This window comes from Anaerobacillus sp. MEB173, from assembly GCF_052119505.1.
Classification (GTDB): domain Bacteria; phylum Bacillota; class Bacilli; order Bacillales; family JBJMAU01; genus JBJMAU01.
Map to the genome: position 1 here is coordinate 43,762 of NZ_JBJMAU010000016.1, position 18,441 is coordinate 62,202.

At 33.9% G+C, this 18,441-nt stretch carries 8 protein-coding genes; all 8 read left to right on the forward strand.

Going from position 1 to position 18,441, the window contains the following annotated elements; translation table 11 throughout:
• Window positions 1-98 precede the first annotated feature (98 nt).
• Window positions 99-3,761, forward strand: coding sequence for an AAA family ATPase (locus ACJ2A9_RS19620; protein ID WP_441423387.1), 3,663 nt, complete (start codon window positions 99-101; stop codon window positions 3,759-3,761).
• A gap of 831 nt (window positions 3,762-4,592) precedes the next feature.
• Window positions 4,593-5,387: a DUF2089 family protein gene (locus tag ACJ2A9_RS19625; RefSeq protein WP_441423388.1), complete on the forward strand. Its 795-nt coding sequence runs from the start codon at window positions 4,593-4,595 to the stop codon at window positions 5,385-5,387.
• Window positions 5,371-8,592 carry a helicase-related protein gene (locus ACJ2A9_RS19630; RefSeq protein ID WP_441423389.1) on the forward strand — a complete coding sequence of 1,074 codons (3,222 nt, stop codon included), beginning with the start codon at window positions 5,371-5,373 and terminating at the stop codon, window positions 8,590-8,592. Before ACJ2A9_RS19625 ends, ACJ2A9_RS19630 begins: the two co-directional genes overlap by 17 nt.
• Complete coding sequence (locus tag ACJ2A9_RS19635; RefSeq protein ID WP_441423390.1) at window positions 8,593-9,216, forward strand: DUF4391 domain-containing protein; 624 nt, start codon at window positions 8,593-8,595, stop codon at window positions 9,214-9,216.
• Window positions 9,217-9,218: 2 nt separating this feature from the next.
• Entirely contained in the window at window positions 9,219-11,171 is a 1,953-nt protein-coding gene (locus ACJ2A9_RS19640; RefSeq protein ID WP_441423391.1) for a site-specific DNA-methyltransferase, read from the forward strand.
• A gap of 12 nt (window positions 11,172-11,183) precedes the next feature.
• Window positions 11,184-14,288, forward strand: coding sequence for a type III restriction-modification system endonuclease (locus ACJ2A9_RS19645; protein ID WP_441423392.1), 3,105 nt, complete (start codon window positions 11,184-11,186; stop codon window positions 14,286-14,288).
• Between the two features lie 386 nt (window positions 14,289-14,674).
• On the forward strand, window positions 14,675-17,932 hold the full coding sequence (locus tag ACJ2A9_RS19650; protein WP_441423393.1) for a DEAD/DEAH box helicase: 3,258 nt from the start codon (window positions 14,675-14,677) through the stop codon (window positions 17,930-17,932).
• Window positions 17,933-18,234: 302 nt separating this feature from the next.
• Complete coding sequence (locus ACJ2A9_RS19655; RefSeq protein ID WP_441423394.1) at window positions 18,235-18,408, forward strand: hypothetical protein; 174 nt, start codon at window positions 18,235-18,237, stop codon at window positions 18,406-18,408.
• Window positions 18,409-18,441: the final 33 nt, after the last annotated feature.

The following is an 18,441-nucleotide window of genomic DNA, read 5'->3' on the forward strand; positions in this document are numbered from 1 at the left end:
GAAAGAGAAAGAGTTTAAAAGGTACATATGATTTTTTCTGGAGACCGATTTACGATAACGGCATGTACTATTGATTGACGTATAGGAGGAGATGGCAAATGATTGATAAAGAAAAGAAAGATAAACCACAAACAAACTATGTTCAACACTTTTCAACAAGAATTCCGTGGAAGGATAACGATTTTACTGGGCGAATTGACAATAGTCCTAGTTACAATGTAGCTGCTCAAGTAATCCCAAACATTGCATCGTTCCGGGACTTGGAGTTTGAGGAAACCAATAAAGGCAAAAGTTACGAAGAAGTAGGACCAGTAAAAATGCAAAGCTGGATTACAGAGAATGCTGCGTTCATGAGTGATACGGAGCTTAATCTGAAAATGAACCATCCATATAAAAACGGAAATGCTAAGTTCAAGCATTTCGAAGAAACAACTTTTAAGATGGACCCCTATTCTTTCTTAATGCGTCCCTTTTCATGGACTTTAAAGGATAACGCCAATGAGAAACAAAAGTATTACAATTTTTATTTTGACTTGGAAAAAACAGAACGAATGCTGACTTGGTCAAGCTCTTGGGTATCCCATGGAGAATCTCAAAAAGGGATTTTCGATTACTTCTTTTCTGGAATCAATCCGCATCATTCATTGATATTTCCCTATTACAAACAAGTTCCGTTTATCGATGATAATCGGCGTGTAATTGCGGGAATAGGAAATATAGTATCAAATGTTGAAATTCATGAATATGAGTCTGATGGAAGCAGTGACGAAAAAAACTACATTTGGGAGACAAATGTAGCACATTCAATAAGAGTTGATGGCAAGGATGGTTTCTTGATGCCATATCTTGAAATTTCTGAGTATGCAAAAAAGCATCCTGATTTTGATGTAGCGAGTGTCACATTATTTGAACCAGCAGGGTTTAGGTCTGAATTTTCATATGCAGCTGAATGGGTCAGCTACGATGCGGCTATTGATGTGCTAAATCAAGCGAAAATGGCATTGAAAAATATAGCTAAACTCAAGCTAAAAGAAGCCAATCCTGATTGGGTTCATGTTCAACTTGAATATATTGATCATCAATTAAAAAGCGTATGGAATCAACGTGGTATTTTCCCAGGATTAGGTTCGATCTTATCCGCTTTCGGTGTTAGATATGGTTTCGATGTTGCTCATCATGTGGATACTTTTGAAAACGACTTGATTTCTGAATTGAAGTTATATTTCTCAGGGGACAAAGAAACGGGCAACGAGAAACTGGATGACAGCTTAGCTGACAAAGAGGATGAGTTTTCTGGCTTACTAAGAGATGAAAACAAAACTCGATACTTCGAACTTTTGTCTCGATTGAATCTTTCTGTTGAACAAGCTCTTTTTGCTTGGGGTAACCTGAAAAATGATGCAGCTGCAATTGTTGCAAACCCATACCTATTATTCGAACTTACACGAAAAGAAAAGGACGAACACCGAGTTACTATTTCTCAAATCGACAATGCCATGTTTGTGAATCCGTTGGTGGAAAATAAGTATCCTCTTACTAAACCTACCAAAATGAGAACGGAAGGTGATAAGCGCCGATTTAGAGCTATGGTGATATTTGTTTTAGATCAAGCCACAAATCAAGGCCATACGTTACTCAGCTATGATCAAATTGTCGAAGAAATTAACAAATTGCCATTAGATCAAAGAACGGATTTTCAAACTGAAAAGATTGAAGGGGTTCTAGAGTTCTTGCAGGAAGGTGAATTGTACGTTGATGTGGAAAGTGCGTACATCAAACTGAAAGAATATCAGGATTATAAACAATTGGTAGTCGATATAGTAGATAGCCGTTTAGAAACTAGTTTAACGAGTGAACAAAACTGGAGAAAAATTATTGACGATCAATTTGGAAAACTTGAAGAAAATAATGAAGAAAACGACCAACTGGCTCGTGGTGAAAAGGCGACAGCGTTAAAGATTCTTGAATCATCTAAACTCTCTGTCTTACTGGGAAGAGCTGGGACGGGAAAAACATCAGCATTGGGGATTCTAGCTTCTTCTAAAGACATTAAAGCTGGTGGAGTATTAGCATTGACTCCCACTGGGAAAGCAAGAGTTCAACTTGAGAACTCATTTAAGAAAAATCTTGTTGAAGCTGAGTTTATGACGGTTGCACAATTTTTAATACGTTCAAAAGGTTTCAGTTGGAACACAATGGCTTATAAGATGCCAAGCAAACCTAGTTCGAGTATTGCCAAAACAGTTATTATCGATGAAAGTTCAATGCTGACTGAAGATATGTTTGCAGGCATATTAAAGCTTGTTGATTCTCATGCAGAGAGAATTATCTTTATAGGGGATCCAAATCAATTACCTCCAATAGGAGCAGGGCGCCCATTTGTCGATTTGATCAATTATTTAGAAATGGCTCATCCTGATAAGGTGGCAACGTTGAAAACTGAGATGAGACAGGGTTCAGGTGGTGATGATTTATCATTTGCTCAACTATTCTCTAATTCGAATTCAGTCGATAAAGATGTCCTTTACCGTATTCAAAGTAATCAAACAGACGAACGTCTTAAATATATTCAATACACCGATTTAGAAGAGTTAGAGAAAGTGTTCTTTGAAGAATTAGTAGAAATTGCAGAGATGAAAAATAAAGATGATATTGATGGTTTCAATAAAAGTTTGGGAGCTGCTGTGGGCAATTATACTAATTATCCAACCAGTAAAAAGATAGAAGAATGGCAAGTTCTGTCTCCTACTAAATTTATTGGAGCAGGAAGCTATTATTTGAATAATCAAGTTCACCAAAAATATCGTCAAGACATTGTCGAGCAATGGAATAAATATCCATGGTCAAAGAACAGTCCTCAATCTGTTCAAAATATTGTATTCGGAGATAAAGTCATATCAAATGTAAATGGTGAGAAGGATTACTGGGATGGTTCCTCGGGGAAAGCATATATTGCAAATGGTGAAATTGGTATTATGGTGGATTACCCAAGCCACTATGGCAAAAGTGATAGAAATACGAGTTGGTATAAATTCCGTTTTGGCTCGTTTGAAGGTAAAGTATTTTCCTATACTAAAGCTGATTTTGGTGGGGATAATAGCGATTCCAAGTTAGAACTTGCTTATGCTCTTACAGTCCACAAATCACAGGGTTCTAGCTTTGGCAAAACCATAGTAGTCATAAATGGGAACAGTTCATTTGTTTCTAAAGAACTTTTGTATACAGCATTTTCTCGTCAAAAAGGAAAACTAATTATAGTAAGTGATTTACCAATTCAAGAATTAATTCAGTATTCGAATGACTGGTATTCGGATACCAAACAACGATATACGGACTTATTTGAAGCTCCAAGCATCATTGAGATAGAGTCTAATCAACAAAAACGGTACTTTGAAGAAAAATTAATCCATAAAACAGTTCGTGGTGAAATGGTAAGATCAAAGTCCGAAGTAATCGTGGCCAACATTCTCGATAAGATGAAAATTGAGTATTCCTATGAAGAACCATTAGAGGTTAATGGCAAAACCTATATTCCTGATTTTACTCTACGCTGCCAAGGCAAAACTGCTTATTTAGAGCATCTTGGAATGCTAAGGAATAAATCATATAAAAAGCATTGGGACGAGAAAAGAGCAAATTATGAAAGAGTGGGAATTTCAGAAACTCTTGGAAATTTGATAATTACAGAGGATGGATTAGACGGAAGTTTGGATGCAACATTAATAGAGAGAAAAATTCAAACATGGATAAAAAATAGTTGATGTATACTCACCAACCAACATACAAATTTAGATAACTCGCTTTGTTCCCTCATACCTGTTATCTAACGCGAACTCAATCCATGGGGAGTGTGTAGCACAGTTTGTAAGGAATTAACACTAAAGAGTCGTATTCATTAAAAAATCGGCTCTTTTTACTATCTAATAATATTCTTGTGGAATATTTTTGTGAAACAAGATTCTTCGGGTTGTGATAGGCATCGCAAAATTATTATGGCTGAGCAGTGTTTCGATATAATTCCAGCTAAGCCGGATCGAACTCAATACTAGGTGATGAGAATGACGAGTGGGCTAGACATCAAACATAGCTGAGTAATTAATATTTCTGATATTAGAAATACCCAAAGTGGTATTTTAGCAGTTGAGCTAGAGATAGAATTTTCGGACCTTCATAGTATTCGGCAAAATTGGATGCATCCCCACAAATTCCGATATCAAATAAGGAAAAGAAGGGGTCAATCCACCTTTATAATAACCGATCAAATGATAAAGAAGCCTGAGACTTTTCGAAAGAGACAAATTACGAATTGTGACAGGCATTTTTTTATCCTTCACTCTAATTGGCAGCATTTAATCACGAATTAGATCAATAATGGGAGCCCCCTTACTAATAAACTAGAATTGGAAGGGGCTTAAGATAGGAATCATCCTGAAGTGTCCAAGGAACTTGTTCTCCACAACGTTAACTTGTTAACTAAGTGGGGCAGGTTCCTATTTTTTTGATAGCCAAAAGTAGAAGTAGTGTTTAAAATTATTAATAACTAGTTTGACAATCATAAATACTTAAAATACCATGGTATATGGAGGGATAATATGGAAAAAGAATTGTTAGCCCATTGTCCTAGATGTAGCAACAATTTAAAAGTAACCCATTTGGCTTGTAATAAGTGTGACGTTGAGTTAGTTGGTAATTTTGAACTAAGTAAATTTGATTATCTTTCTGCGGAAGAATTGGACTTCGTAGTAACTTTTTTAATGTATCACGGAAATTTTAAGGCGGTTCAGGAGAAAAAGGGTATGTCCTATCCGGCTGTTAAGAAGAGAATTTCAGAGGTTCTAATGAAATTAGGAATAGAAGATATAAAACATGAAAAAAAGGCCGAAGCAGCTAAGTCTGTAATTAATTTTTTACAAATAAAATCTAAAGATAGCCTGGTAATAGCAAGAATTAAAGCAAAGCTTAATGATTGTGGAGGAAAAACAACTATTAAGCTTTTGCAGGGTGATGATTGTGAGATATGGTTTGATTCAGATGGAAAAGGGCTAATCTCGCCAAAAATCCCACCAACAAACCAATTGGTCTGGGAAGCCTTCGATGCTGCTGTAGAAGTTATTGTTAATAATGGCGGTAAAGTAGCAAAAGGGAACGCTCGATCAGGAGCCAAGCTTGGAAGTGTTGAACTACCTATAAATTCAGTAGAAGGGTATATCGCACAAAAAGTACATGGAGTAAATGAAGGTGAAACAGCTTTTGGCCCGGGATTTGTGATTTCTGCAGTATTGGATTGGGCTGGCATTTGCAAAAATGAACGTGGTTTTTTATCTATTAGACCAGACTTTTTGGAGGAGTTTAAAAATAGGGGGAAAAACAATGGAAGTGTTCAATAACATGACTAAAATTGTAAAAGATGATTTAGAAAAAGTTATTACACCTAGAAGCCGTATTTCTATTGCTGCAGCATCCTTTTCCATTTATGCATATGAAGAATTAAAGAGCCAGCTAAATAGTATAGATTCGTTGCGATTTATTTTTACTTCCCCTACATTCATTGCTGAAAAAATTCCAAAAGAAAAACGTGAATTTTTTATTCCACGGTTAAATAGGGAAAGAAGCATTTATGGAACAGAATTTGAAGTAAAGTTAAGGAATGAATTAACTCAAAAAGCTATAGCACGAGAATGCGCGGATTGGGTTCGTAAGAAGGTTACCTTTAAATCAAATTCAACTAATGATAGCATGGGAGGATTCCTAAATGTCCAATCAGATGATAAGGAATCAACATATATGCCTTTAAACGGCTTCACAACTGTTGATATTGGTTGTGAACGAGGGAATAATATATATAACATGGTGAATAAGTTTGAAACTCCCTTTAATAAGGAGTATATCCGCCTCTTTGAATCCATATGGAAAGATGATAGTCGACTTCAAGATGTAACTGAAGAAGTGATAGAATACATATCTGCTGTTTACCAGGAAAACTCTCCAGAATTATTATATTTTTTAACTCTTTATAATATTTTCAATGAATTTCTTGATGATATTTCTGAAGACGTTCTTCCAAACGAAGCTACTGGATTTAAAGAAAGTTTAATTTGGAATAAACTTTATAACTTCCAGCAGGATGCTGCCTTAGCTATCATCAATAAACTTGAACAATTCAATGGATGCATATTGGCCGATAGTGTCGGGCTTGGTAAAACATTTACTGCCCTTGCAGTAGTAAAGTATTACGAAAATCGAAATAAAAATGTTCTGGTGCTATGTCCAAAGAAACTTAAGGACAATTGGATGACCTTTCGAGGTAATTTGGTAAATAATCCTTTAGCAAAAGATCGTCTTCGCTACGATGTTCTTTTCCATACTGATCTTTCACGAGAACGTGGTGACTCTGTAATGGGTTTACCTTTAGATCGAATTAATTGGGGGAACTATGACCTTGTTGTCATCGATGAATCTCATAATTTCCGTAATGGGGGAGCAGCGTCAGGAGAGTTTGGAGAAAAAGAAAATCGTTACTTAAAATTGTTAAATAAGGTAATTCGACCAGGTGTAAAAACTAAGGTATTAATGCTTTCCGCAACACCTGTAAACAATCGATTTACCGACTTGCGTAATCAATTGGCTTTAGCATATGAAGGACAATCTGAATTAATTAATGATAAGTTGAATACCGAAAGTGATATTGATACCATTTTTCGTCAAGCCCAAAAAGTGTACAATGCATGGAGTAAGCAACCTGCTGAACAGCGTACAACAGAATCTTTATTGAAACAAATGGACTTTGACTTTTTTGAAGTATTAGATAGTGTTACCATAGCTCGTTCACGTAAACAGATTCAAAGATATTATGATACGTCTGAAATTGGTAGTTTCCCTGAGCGAAAAAAACCAATTTCTCTACGTCCGAAACTAACTACTATGGATAATGCAATTAACTATAAGCAAGTTTATGAGCAACTTTCGCAGTTAAACTTATCAATTTATACACCAACTAATTATATCCTTCCGAGTAAATTGGATAAGTATATTGACAATGAATCAGATACTAGCAATAGTTTAACTCAAACTGGCCGTGAAGAAGGAATTCGTCGATTAATGAGTATCAACTTGCTAAAAAGAATGGAAAGCTCGGTGCATTCTTTTAAACTTACCGTCAAACGTATTTATAGTCAAATACATGATACATTAGATATTATAAACAGGTTTCAGACTGATAAAGATATCAACGTACGAGAAACTAGTGATCTCGGTGAGCTCGACTTAGATGATCAAAATATTGATATTTTTAACGTTGGAAAAAAATTTAAAATTGATTTAAGTGACATGGATTACCTATCTTGGAAGCGGGATTTGACGTCTGATTTAGAAGTGCTTGAACTCTTAATTTTAATGATTGAAGATATAAGACCAGAATTTGATTCTAAGTTAAACGAATTACTTGAGGTAATTGAGAAAAAAATTAAAAATCCGATAAACCCAAACAACAAAAAAATGATTATTTTCACTGCATTTGCGGATACAGCAGAGTATTTATTTGAAAATGTGGGTTATTTTGTGAAAGAGAAGTATGGGTTAGACAGTGCTCTTATTACAGGTACAGCTGGTAAAACAACCATTGCAAAATTCCCAAATGACATGAATACGATATTAACTTGTTTTTCGCCTGTTTCAAAAGATAAATCTCTAGTGATGCCAAATGATCATAATGAAATTGATATCTTAATTGCAACAGATTGTATTTCTGAAGGGCAGAACCTTCAGGATTGTGATTATTGTATTAATTATGATATTCACTGGAATCCAGTTCGAATTATTCAGCGTTTTGGACGGGTTGATCGTATCGGCAGTAAAAATAAAGAGATCCAGTTAGTAAATTTTTGGCCAGATTTAGCTTTGGATGATTACATTAATCTAAAAAGCAGAGTGGAAGCAAGGATGCGAATATCTGTAATGACTTCAACAGGTGATGATGACTATATAAATCAGGACGAAAATGGGGATCTTGCCTATCGCAGGCAGCAACTTGAAAAGCTTCAGAATGAAGTGGTGGACTTAGAAGAAATGACAACAGGTATTTCTATTATGGATTTGGGACTTAATGAATTTAGAATGGATTTACTTGCCTATATAAAAGAACATCCACATTTGGATCGAACTCCTTTTGGAATTCATGCAGTAGTACAGGGTGAAAAAAAAGGCGTCATTTTTGTCCTGAAAAATACGAATGAAGAGCTAGAGGCTCGACAAAACCGTCTACAACCATTTTATTTAGTCTATATTGGGGATGGTGGTGAGGTCATTTATAATCATATGGAACCTAAAGCAATTCTAGATCTATTGCGTTACCTATCTAGAGGTAAAGAACAACCTGATATGGAAGCCAGCCGTATTTTTAATCGGGAAACGAATGACGGCAGGAAAATGGAGAAAATATCAAACTTGTTACACGATGTAATATCTTCCATTATAACAGTGAATGAAGAAAATGATCTCGACAGCTTTTTTGGAGAAGGGGAAACTAGCTTTCTAACCAATGACATATCAGGTCTAGATGATTTTGAATTAATTTGCTTTATGGTGGTGATATAAGTGTTAAACTTTCCAAGTAAGGCTGCTGTGGGAAAGATTATGCCAAAAGAAGCTTTTTATAAAAGGTTGGTCCTTAGCAGTGATATTCGGAATAAATTTGTTTCAGATATCAAACGTATTACTTTGGAGTATAAACTTTCACCCGTTACATTAAATGTTGAAAAAGCTGCAGAGATATCGGAAATACTAGTTCTTTCTATCGAATTAAAAAAGAAAGAAGTGGAATATCGGATAATAGAAAACATTGCAAGGCAAAATACGCACAAACTGCTGTTTTTGTTGAAATTTGAGGATGAAGGTCAGTTGGCTCTTTATCACAATAAGCTGTACAAAACAAAGTGGAAGCTGTTCTCAGAATTTACATTGGAAACAAATGGACTGAACATGGGGACTATATGGGAAGGGTTTATTGAGCAAATTGCTCTTCAAGAAGCAGTGTCTAAAGAAGAATATCTTTCAGTTGAAGAAAAGCTAATAAAACAAGAAATTATTCTTAATTTACAAAAGGAAATTGATAATTTAGAAAAACGTTCCCGTAAAGAAAAACAACCTAAGAAGAGATTTGAGTTATTTACTCAACTTCAAAGTTTGAAGAAGCAATTAGTTGAAGAAAAAGGTGAATAAGTATGGACAGATTGAAAATGTATTCCGTGAATAAAGTTGAGGAAAATGTTAAAAAAATTGGGGAGATGTTTCCTCATACGTTAACAGAGGTCATAAAAGGGTATCGTGAGGATGGTTCTCCTATTATCGAAAATGCAATTGACTTTGAAATGTTACGTCAGGAACTTTCTGATATTGTGGTAGATGGTACAGAGGAAAGATATCAATTCACATGGCCGGATAAGAAAAAGTCAATTCTTTTGGCTAATGCTCCTATTACTAAGACTCTCAGACCTTATAAAGATGAGAGTGTGGATTTCGAAGATACTGAAAACTTATACATCGAAGGAGATAATCTAGAGGTACTAAAATTAATACAGGAAACATATTTAGGTGAGGTTAAAATGATTTATATTGACCCGCCATACAATACTGGTAATGACTTTATTTATGATGATGATTTTGCACAGAATACCGAAGAATATTTGTCAAATAGTGGACAGTACGATGATGAAGGGAATCGCCTTGTACAAAATACGGAATCTAATGGAAGATTTCATACTGATTGGCTCAACATGTTTTATCCGCGTATTAAACTTGCGAAAGACTTATTAACAGATGATGGAGTTATTTTTGTTAGTATTGATGATAACGAACTTGAAAATGCTCAAAAAATTTGTAATGAAATATTTGGTAAGCCTAATCATATTGCTACACTTGCAGTCCAATTAAACCCTCGTGGAAGGCACCTGGACAAATTCGTTGCAAGAACACATGAATCAATTCTAATTTATGGGAAAAACACTCAATTTTCTTCTACAATGAGTGGTGTTCCAAAAGAAGGCCGTATGGTTGACGAATATAATCGTGAAGATTCCATGGGTAAGTATAGAGTTCTGGGTTTAAGGAATAGGAATCAATCATTTAATCCTGTAACTAGACCAAATCTCTATTATCCCCTATATGTTAATCCACAAAACGGAGAGGTTTCTTTAATAAAGGATGAAGTTTTCGTGGACGAAGTATGGCCAGATGCTCCTGATGGTACAAAAACATGCTGGACTTGGGCAAAACAAAAAGTAAAAAATGAGAATCATTTACTTGTTGCTGAAAAGACGGGAGATGAATGGAGAATTTATAGAAAAGATTATTTTTCTGACGAAGAGGGAAATGTTGCAACTACCTTGATAAAATCTCTTTGGACTGACAAAGAAATAACCAACGATAATGGAAGAAAGGTCATTAAAGATTTATTTGGAACCAGTATTATGGACTTTCCGAAATCAGTTGATTTAATAAAAAAACTTACGATAACTGGTTCTGGTAGAGACTCGATTATCATGGACTTTTTCTCCGGATCAGCTACGACAGCTCATGCTGTTATGGAATTGAATGCGGAGGACGAAGGAAATCGTAAGTTTATCATGGTGCAACTTCCTGAAGACACCAAAGATAATTCTGCAGCTTATAAAGAAGGTCTTATAAATATTTGTGAAATTGGTAAAGAACGTATTAGACGTGCAGGCAAAAAAATACTCAAAGAATACTCTGAAGTTGCAGACAAACAAGATATTGGTTTCCGTGTATTGAAAGTTGATACTACAAATATGCAGGATGTTTTTTATACCCCTGAGGAATACAGTCAAAAAGATCTATTTGAACTTGAGGATAATATTAAACCTGATCGATCTCGAGAGGATTTACTTTTTCAGGTTATGTTAGATTTAGGAGTTCTTCTTTCAAGTAAAATTGAGGAATCTAAAATAGAGGGTAAAAAGGTGTTCAATGTAGCAAATGGTTATTTGATAGCTTGTTTCGATAATAACGTAACCAGTGAGGTTATTACCGAAATTGCCAAGCAAAAACCTTATTATGCAGTATTCCGTGACAGCAGTCTTGCAAATGACAGTGTAGTAACAAACTTTGAACAAATTTTCGAAACGTATAGCCCTACTACAGTAAGAAAGGTGCTGTAAGGGGGTGTTATGATGAAGTTTAAATTTAAAGTACAACAATACCAATCTGATGCTGTTAACAGTGTAGTGAACATATTTGAAGGACAACCCTTTTCCAGTCAAGTTAAGTACGTAAGGGATTTGGGGATTAAAGGTATCAAGCAGAATCAGCAATTATCCATGTTTGAAGATCAGGGACTCAAAGATGAAGATGTGTCGACTGGATTTAAAAATGCAGACATAATTTTATCAAAAGAACAATTGCTCCTGAATGTTCGAAATATGCAGGCAAGAAATAATATAAAGCAGTCAGAAAGTTTAATTGGCAATTTAGGTAAGTGTAGTTTAGATGTAGAAATGGAGACTGGAACTGGAAAGACTTACGTTTATATAAAATCAATCTTTGAATTAAATAAGAAATATGGCTGGAGTAAATTTATAATAGTTGTTCCATCCATAGCAATTCGTGAGGGTATTAAGAAGTCATTCGAAATTACTCAAGAGCATTTCATGGAACATTACGGAAAAAAGGCGAGATTTTTTGTTTATAATAGTAAAAATCTAACTGAAATTGACAGCTTTAGTTCAAGTTCTGGCATAAATGTCATGATAATAAATATTCAAGCTTTTAATACTACTATGAAAGAAGGGGGAAGAAGTAAAGAAGCAAGACGTATTTATGAAAAATTAGATGACTTCGGCAGTCGTAGACCAATTGATGTTATTAAGGCCAATCGTCCAATCCTCATACTTGACGAACCACAAAAGATGGGTGGGGATAAAACACAGAAGGCCTTAGCAAATTTCAACCCTTTGTTCTGCCTCAATTATTCTGCCACACATACTCAGCAGCACAATCTTGTATATGTATTAGATGCTGTGGATGCATATAATAAGCGTTTAGTTAAAAAGATTGAGGTCAAAGGCTTTGAGTTAAAAAATCTTCGAGGAACCGATAAATATCTATTCCTTGAAAGTATTATTATTTCACCGAAAAAACCCCCTATGGCAAAAATTGAGTTAGAGAAAAAATATCAAAAATCAATTAACCGCGAATCGCGTATTTTAGGTGTAGGGGATGACTTATACATTGAATCAAATAATATGGAGCAGTATAAAGGTTATTTCATTAATGAAATAGATCCTATAAGAGGTACGGTAACCTTTACAAATGGTGAAGTATTATCTCGTGGGGAGGTTGTCGGTGATGTGTCTGAAAAGGACATGCGTCGAATACAAATTCGAGAGACAATTAAATCCCATTTTGAAAAAGAAAAACATATGTTTGAGTTAGGAATTAAAACTCTTTCCCTGTTCTTTATTGATGAAGTAGCAAAGTATCGTGTATATAATGAGGATGGGGAAGAAATTAATTCCGAATATGGTGATATGTTTGAACAGGAGTATATCAATGTTTTAAATGAATATATCACACTTGAAGATACTCCGTATGGTCGATATCTCAACTCTATTGAGCCTAAAGCAACGCATACAGGTTATTTCAGTATTGATAAACAGGGACGCAAAATAGACAGCCCTACTAAACGAGGTAGTGATGAGACAGACGATATCTCAGCCTACGACTTAATTCTTAAAAATAAAGAGCGGCTGCTCAGCTTTGATGAACCCGTACGTTTTATCTTTTCTCATTCAGCCCTTCGTGAAGGATGGGATAACCCAAATGTGTTTCAAATATGTACACTAAAACATGGTGGGATTAGTCCAACACAAAAGAGACAGGAAGTTGGTCGGGGATTACGCCTTAGTGTAAATCAAAAGGGTGATCGGATGGATTTTGAAGCATGTGGTGACTCTGTCCATTCAATCAATGTACTTACAGTAATTGCTAGTGAAAGATATAAAAATTTTGTTTCTGACTTACAAACTGGAATTAAAGAAGCATTATATGACCGTCCCTCTAAAGCAACACAAGAATATTTTACAGGAAAGACCATCATAGTTGGCGAACAACCTTTTGTCCTTAGTGTAAAAGAAGCTAAAGATATTTACCGTTATCTATTAAAGAACGATTATGTTGATGATAATGATAATGTGACTGATTCATACAGGGCTGATCTGGAAAATAATTGTTTAGTTCCTCTACCTTCAAATCTTCGACCTCTAGGGGAAGGTGTACATACATTAATTCAAGGTGTATTTGATGAAAGTGTCCTAGAGAGAATGATTGAAAATGGTAATGAGACAAAAATTCAAGAGAACTCATTGAATGATAATTTTTATAAGAATGAATTTCAGACGTTATGGGGTTACATTAATCACCAATATGCATATACCGTTGAATTTGATAGCGCGGAGTTAATTCAAAAGGCAATTAAAAGCATAAATGATGACTTGCACGTTACTCAACTAAAATATACAGTCACAACCGGAAAGCAAACAATAGATTTAGACGAACATTCCATTAATCGCGGGGACAGTTTTGTAGAGGAAAATACAAAAACTGAAACGTTAAGAAATGCAGCTACCAGCCAAATTACTTATGATTTGGTTGGAAAAATTGCTGAAGGTACAAACCTAACTCGCCGAACTGTAGTTGCCATTTTATCTGGTCTTGAGAACTACAAATTTGCAATGTTTAAACAAAACCCTGAAGAATTTATTACCAAGGTTACCCGTTTGATTAAGGAACAAAAGGCTACCATGATAGTAGAGCATATATCATATGATCAAATTGAAAAACAATATGATAGCAATATTTTCACAGCTGAAAAAGGGGCTGTCGACCTAAAGAGAGCATTTCGTGCTAAAAAACATGTTCAGGACTATGTAATAACGGACGGTTTAGCCGAAAAAAGTGTGGAAAGACGTTTTGCTGAAGACATGGATCATGCAGAAGAGGTATGTGTCTATGCAAAATTGCCAAGAGGTTTCGCTATACCAACTCCGGTAGGAAATTATTCACCTGACTGGGCAATTGCATTTAATGAAGGTACTGTAAAACATATTTATTTTATAGCTGAAACAAAAGGAACAATGGATAGCATGAATATACGTCCAATTGAACAAGCAAAAATAGCTTGTGCAAAGAGGCTCTTTAATGAAATATCAACAAGTAAAGTGAAATATCATGATGTAGATAGTTATCAAAGTTTGCTTGATATAATGGGTAAGCTGTAATTTAGTAGCTAACAAACAGCATTACAAGGGAGAGGAAAGGTTTATTAGAAATACTAATGCCTGTCTTTCCCTTTATTTATTTTGTGTTTAAATATCAATAATCCCCATTAATAGATTTTCAAACATATTGACCTTATTGATATCTAGTTATCGTGTACCTTAAGCGGATACGGTTATTTTATATGACCTTTGGTGGAATCCAGCGAAGGAAGTATTTCATTATTTCTTTCATAGTTTGAATTTTATTAATGATTCAGTAACCTATAGAACGAAATTATTGTACAATTGTAATTGTAGGTATAATGTGTTTACCTAAAACAAAGAGGGGCAACATATCAGCTATATTTCCGAATTGTCAATAATTTTACTATTAATGGAGTGAACAAATGATTCAAGTAAATTTACCGGTGTATGAAAAAGTCATTTATAAAAAAACAGGAAGTAGAAATGTAATTAAACAAATGATTTCTAACAAGATTAATATAAATGGTGAAATAATAGAAATAAATAAAAAGTATTTTATACTAGAATGTGAAAATAGCAGATATTGCTTTACTACCGATAATAAATACTTTGATGAAGGTGTTCCTTATATACTACTCATAAATAAGATTAATTTAACAGAAGATCTAGAGCATAACAGTATTGAAGTGAAACGATGGTTGAAGCATCCAGAAGATGAAATTGATTTTTCAAATGAAGAAATTGTTTCAAGTTGGAGAGGTCAATTCAATTTTAAAGAAGAAAACATCGAACGCGGAATTAATGGGTTAAGAAGACCTCAAATTGCTGCACTATATTCAATTCTTAGTCATATGAAAATCTCTAAAGAGCTTTCGACTGTAGTAATGCCAACAGGTACAGGAAAAACAGAAACAATGATGTCTACTATGATTGCAGCTCAATGCGAACGTTTATTAGTTACGGTACCCAGTGATGCCCTTAGAACACAGATATCTGAAAAATTTATTACATTAGGGCTGCTGAAAAGTTTTGGGATAGTTGGTCCTCAGGCAAAATACCCCAAAATTGGTATCATGTATGAAGGATTTAAAGAAAAAGAAGAATTGGAGTCTTTTTTAAGAGATTGTAATGTGGTTATTACTACAATGCAACTACTTACATTAATGGATGATGAAAAGAAAAATATATTTTCTACTATGTGTACGAATGTTTTTATTGATGAGGCTCACCACGTAAAAGCACGATCATGGGAATCATTCCGGAAAATATTCGATAATGAAAAAGTAATTCAATTTACAGCTACGCCTTTTAGAAATGACGGGAAAAATTTAGATGGAAAAATTATTTTCAATTTTCCACTTAGTGAAGCACAAAAAGATGGTTATTTTACAAAAATAGAGTTTATTCCAATTAGGGAATATAATAGTCAAAAAGCTGATCGATTAATTGCAGAAGTAGCTGTTAAGAGATTAGAGGAAGATATTGATAAAGGTCTACCACATATTTTGATGGCTAGATGTGCTAACAAGAGTAGAGCAGATTCGATTTTTCAAATTTATACAAAATATAAACACTTGAATCCAACAGTCATTTATTCAAAAATACAAAATGAAAAAATGATATATGAAAGTATATTACAAAAAAAGCATAGAATCATAGTTTGTGTAGATATGTTAGGTGAAGGATTTGATTTACCCGAATTAAAAATAGCAGCCATGCACGATGTGAAAAAAAGTTTACCAATCACACTACAATTTACTGGGCGATTTACTAGAACTAAGCATGATAGTGAGCTTGGAACAGCAGCATTTATTGCTAATATTGCTGATCTAAATGTATCTGGTGCACTTGATGATTTATATAGCAGTGATGCAGATTGGAATGAACTTTTATCAAATTTCAGTAGTTCTAGTATAGAAAATGAAGTCATATATAAAGACTTCTTAGATGGTTTTTGCGATTTGAATGCATCTAATTTTTCATTTCAAAATATTAAACCTAAGCTAAGTACGGTAGTATATAAAAGTAATACAGACAAGTGGTTTCCGAAATCAATAAAAAGTCGATATTATGAAAATCCAAATTATGAATATGCATTCTTTGATGTAAATGAAAATGAAAATGTAGCTGTTATAGTATATGCTAAAAAAAATCGGTTAGATTGGCTAAGTGATAAGAATGCTTATAATCTAATCTGGAGTTTATTGATTTTCATTTGGGATCCAGTGAATAAATTGTTATATATAAACAGCTCTGATAATGAGAGTCTATATAAAGATTTGGCAGAAATTATTGTGCCGAATCCAGTTTTGATTAATAAAATGGATGTTTTTAAAGCCTTAAACAATATTAAACGTATCAAATTACAGAATGTAGGATTGAAATTATTTTTAGGTAAAGATATACGTTATAGGATGAGTGTAGGAAGTGATATTGGTGAAGCATTACCACTAACTGAAAAACAAAGAAGTCAAAAGGCATATGTAGTAGGAGCAGGATTTGAAAATGGTAATCCTGTAAATATTGGATGTTCTTATAAGGGGAGGATTTGGACTAAGTTACAAGGTAATATAAAGAACCTAAAAGACTGGTGTATGAATGTAGGAGAAAAATTAATTAATCCAATCATTGACGCAAATGAAATTTTAAAAGAATGTTTGGTTCCAACGATGATTTCTGAAACGCCTAACAAGGTACCAATTAGTGTCGATTGGGATTATGAGATTTATAACGAAGCCGAAACTAGATGTCAATTTATATTTGGAAATCTTACTTATAATTTATCTGAAGTAGAGCTGAAAATTGACAAATTTGAGATTAATTCTGAAATTAATATGGTCCTTAAATCAGAACTATACGATTTACCAATTCGTTTTACTGTATTCCAAAAAAATGATTCAGAGCCTGCGTATCCTGATTATAGATTTGAAATCTTATCAAATGAAGATGTGATAGTGAAATATGGAACCAAAAAATATTCATTGGTAGAGTTTTTAGAAATCTATACACCGACTATTTGGTTTGCTGATGGTTCAGCACTCACTGGTAATGAATACATTCAATTAAAACATACTATTAACTTGTATGGTAAAGAATTACTAATAACTCATGACTGGTCCAATACTGATATAGCTAAAGAGTCACAACAAGTAAAGCCAAAAAGGTCTAATTCAATTCAATATCAATTTATTAATAAACTCAAGTCAGAGGGTTATCATATTATATATGATGACGACGGTAGTGGTGAAATTGCAGATATAGTTACTATTAAAGAAGAAGATCATATCATTAAGATTCAAATGTATCATTTAAAATATGCAAAAGATGGAAAAGTTTCTAATAGTGTTGGAAACCTATATGAAGTTTGTGGACAAGCTCAAAAATCCACACAGTGGAAATATAAAGATGGGAAAGAATTTTTTAATCATTTGTTAAGAAGAAAAGTGAAGACCTATAATAAAGTCTCATGTAGTCGAATAGAGCAAGGTTCAGAGGGAGAATTAGAAATCTTAAAAGATAAAGCTAAAAAAAGGATACCTATGACCTTTGAGATTTTTATTGTTCAGCCGAGTATCTCTAAGAGTATTGTTAGCGAAGAAATATTAAATTTACTTGGTGTTACAGAAAATTATATAAAAGAAACTACTGGAATTGATTTAAAGGTTATTTGCAGTAAGTAAGATATCTTTCATTAAAACCTCTGGTTAGATATTTTTACACACCAAGATATTTTTTACACAAATTTTACACTTCACTTTTCCAACACCTTATTAACTCAATAACTATTAACCTATTTCGACCCCGACCACCGGTACCATACATAGTTATATCAAGGGTTTCGAGAAGTTACGAAAGTTTATATTACCCTTGTAATAATGTAAGTCGTGTGAACTAAAAAATTTCTTTTTAGGTTAACACGATTGGTATTAAAAAAAGCATATAACTCCTTTTGCAGTATCTACTGTGAGAGGAGTTTTTTTTGTTGGGGAAAATTATACGATTTGAAGCAGAGGAAAAAACATGGATGGAGGTATTAGAAGAGTTTCTTTATTTAAAACAAGCACAAGGTTTGAGTAAAGCTACGATTACAGGGTATAAAAATCATGTTCAGCATTTTTTTCAAAGATCCCTGATAGTTGGCAGTCTTCGGAATTAAAAAAGGCTATTTATGATCATATGTCTGATGATA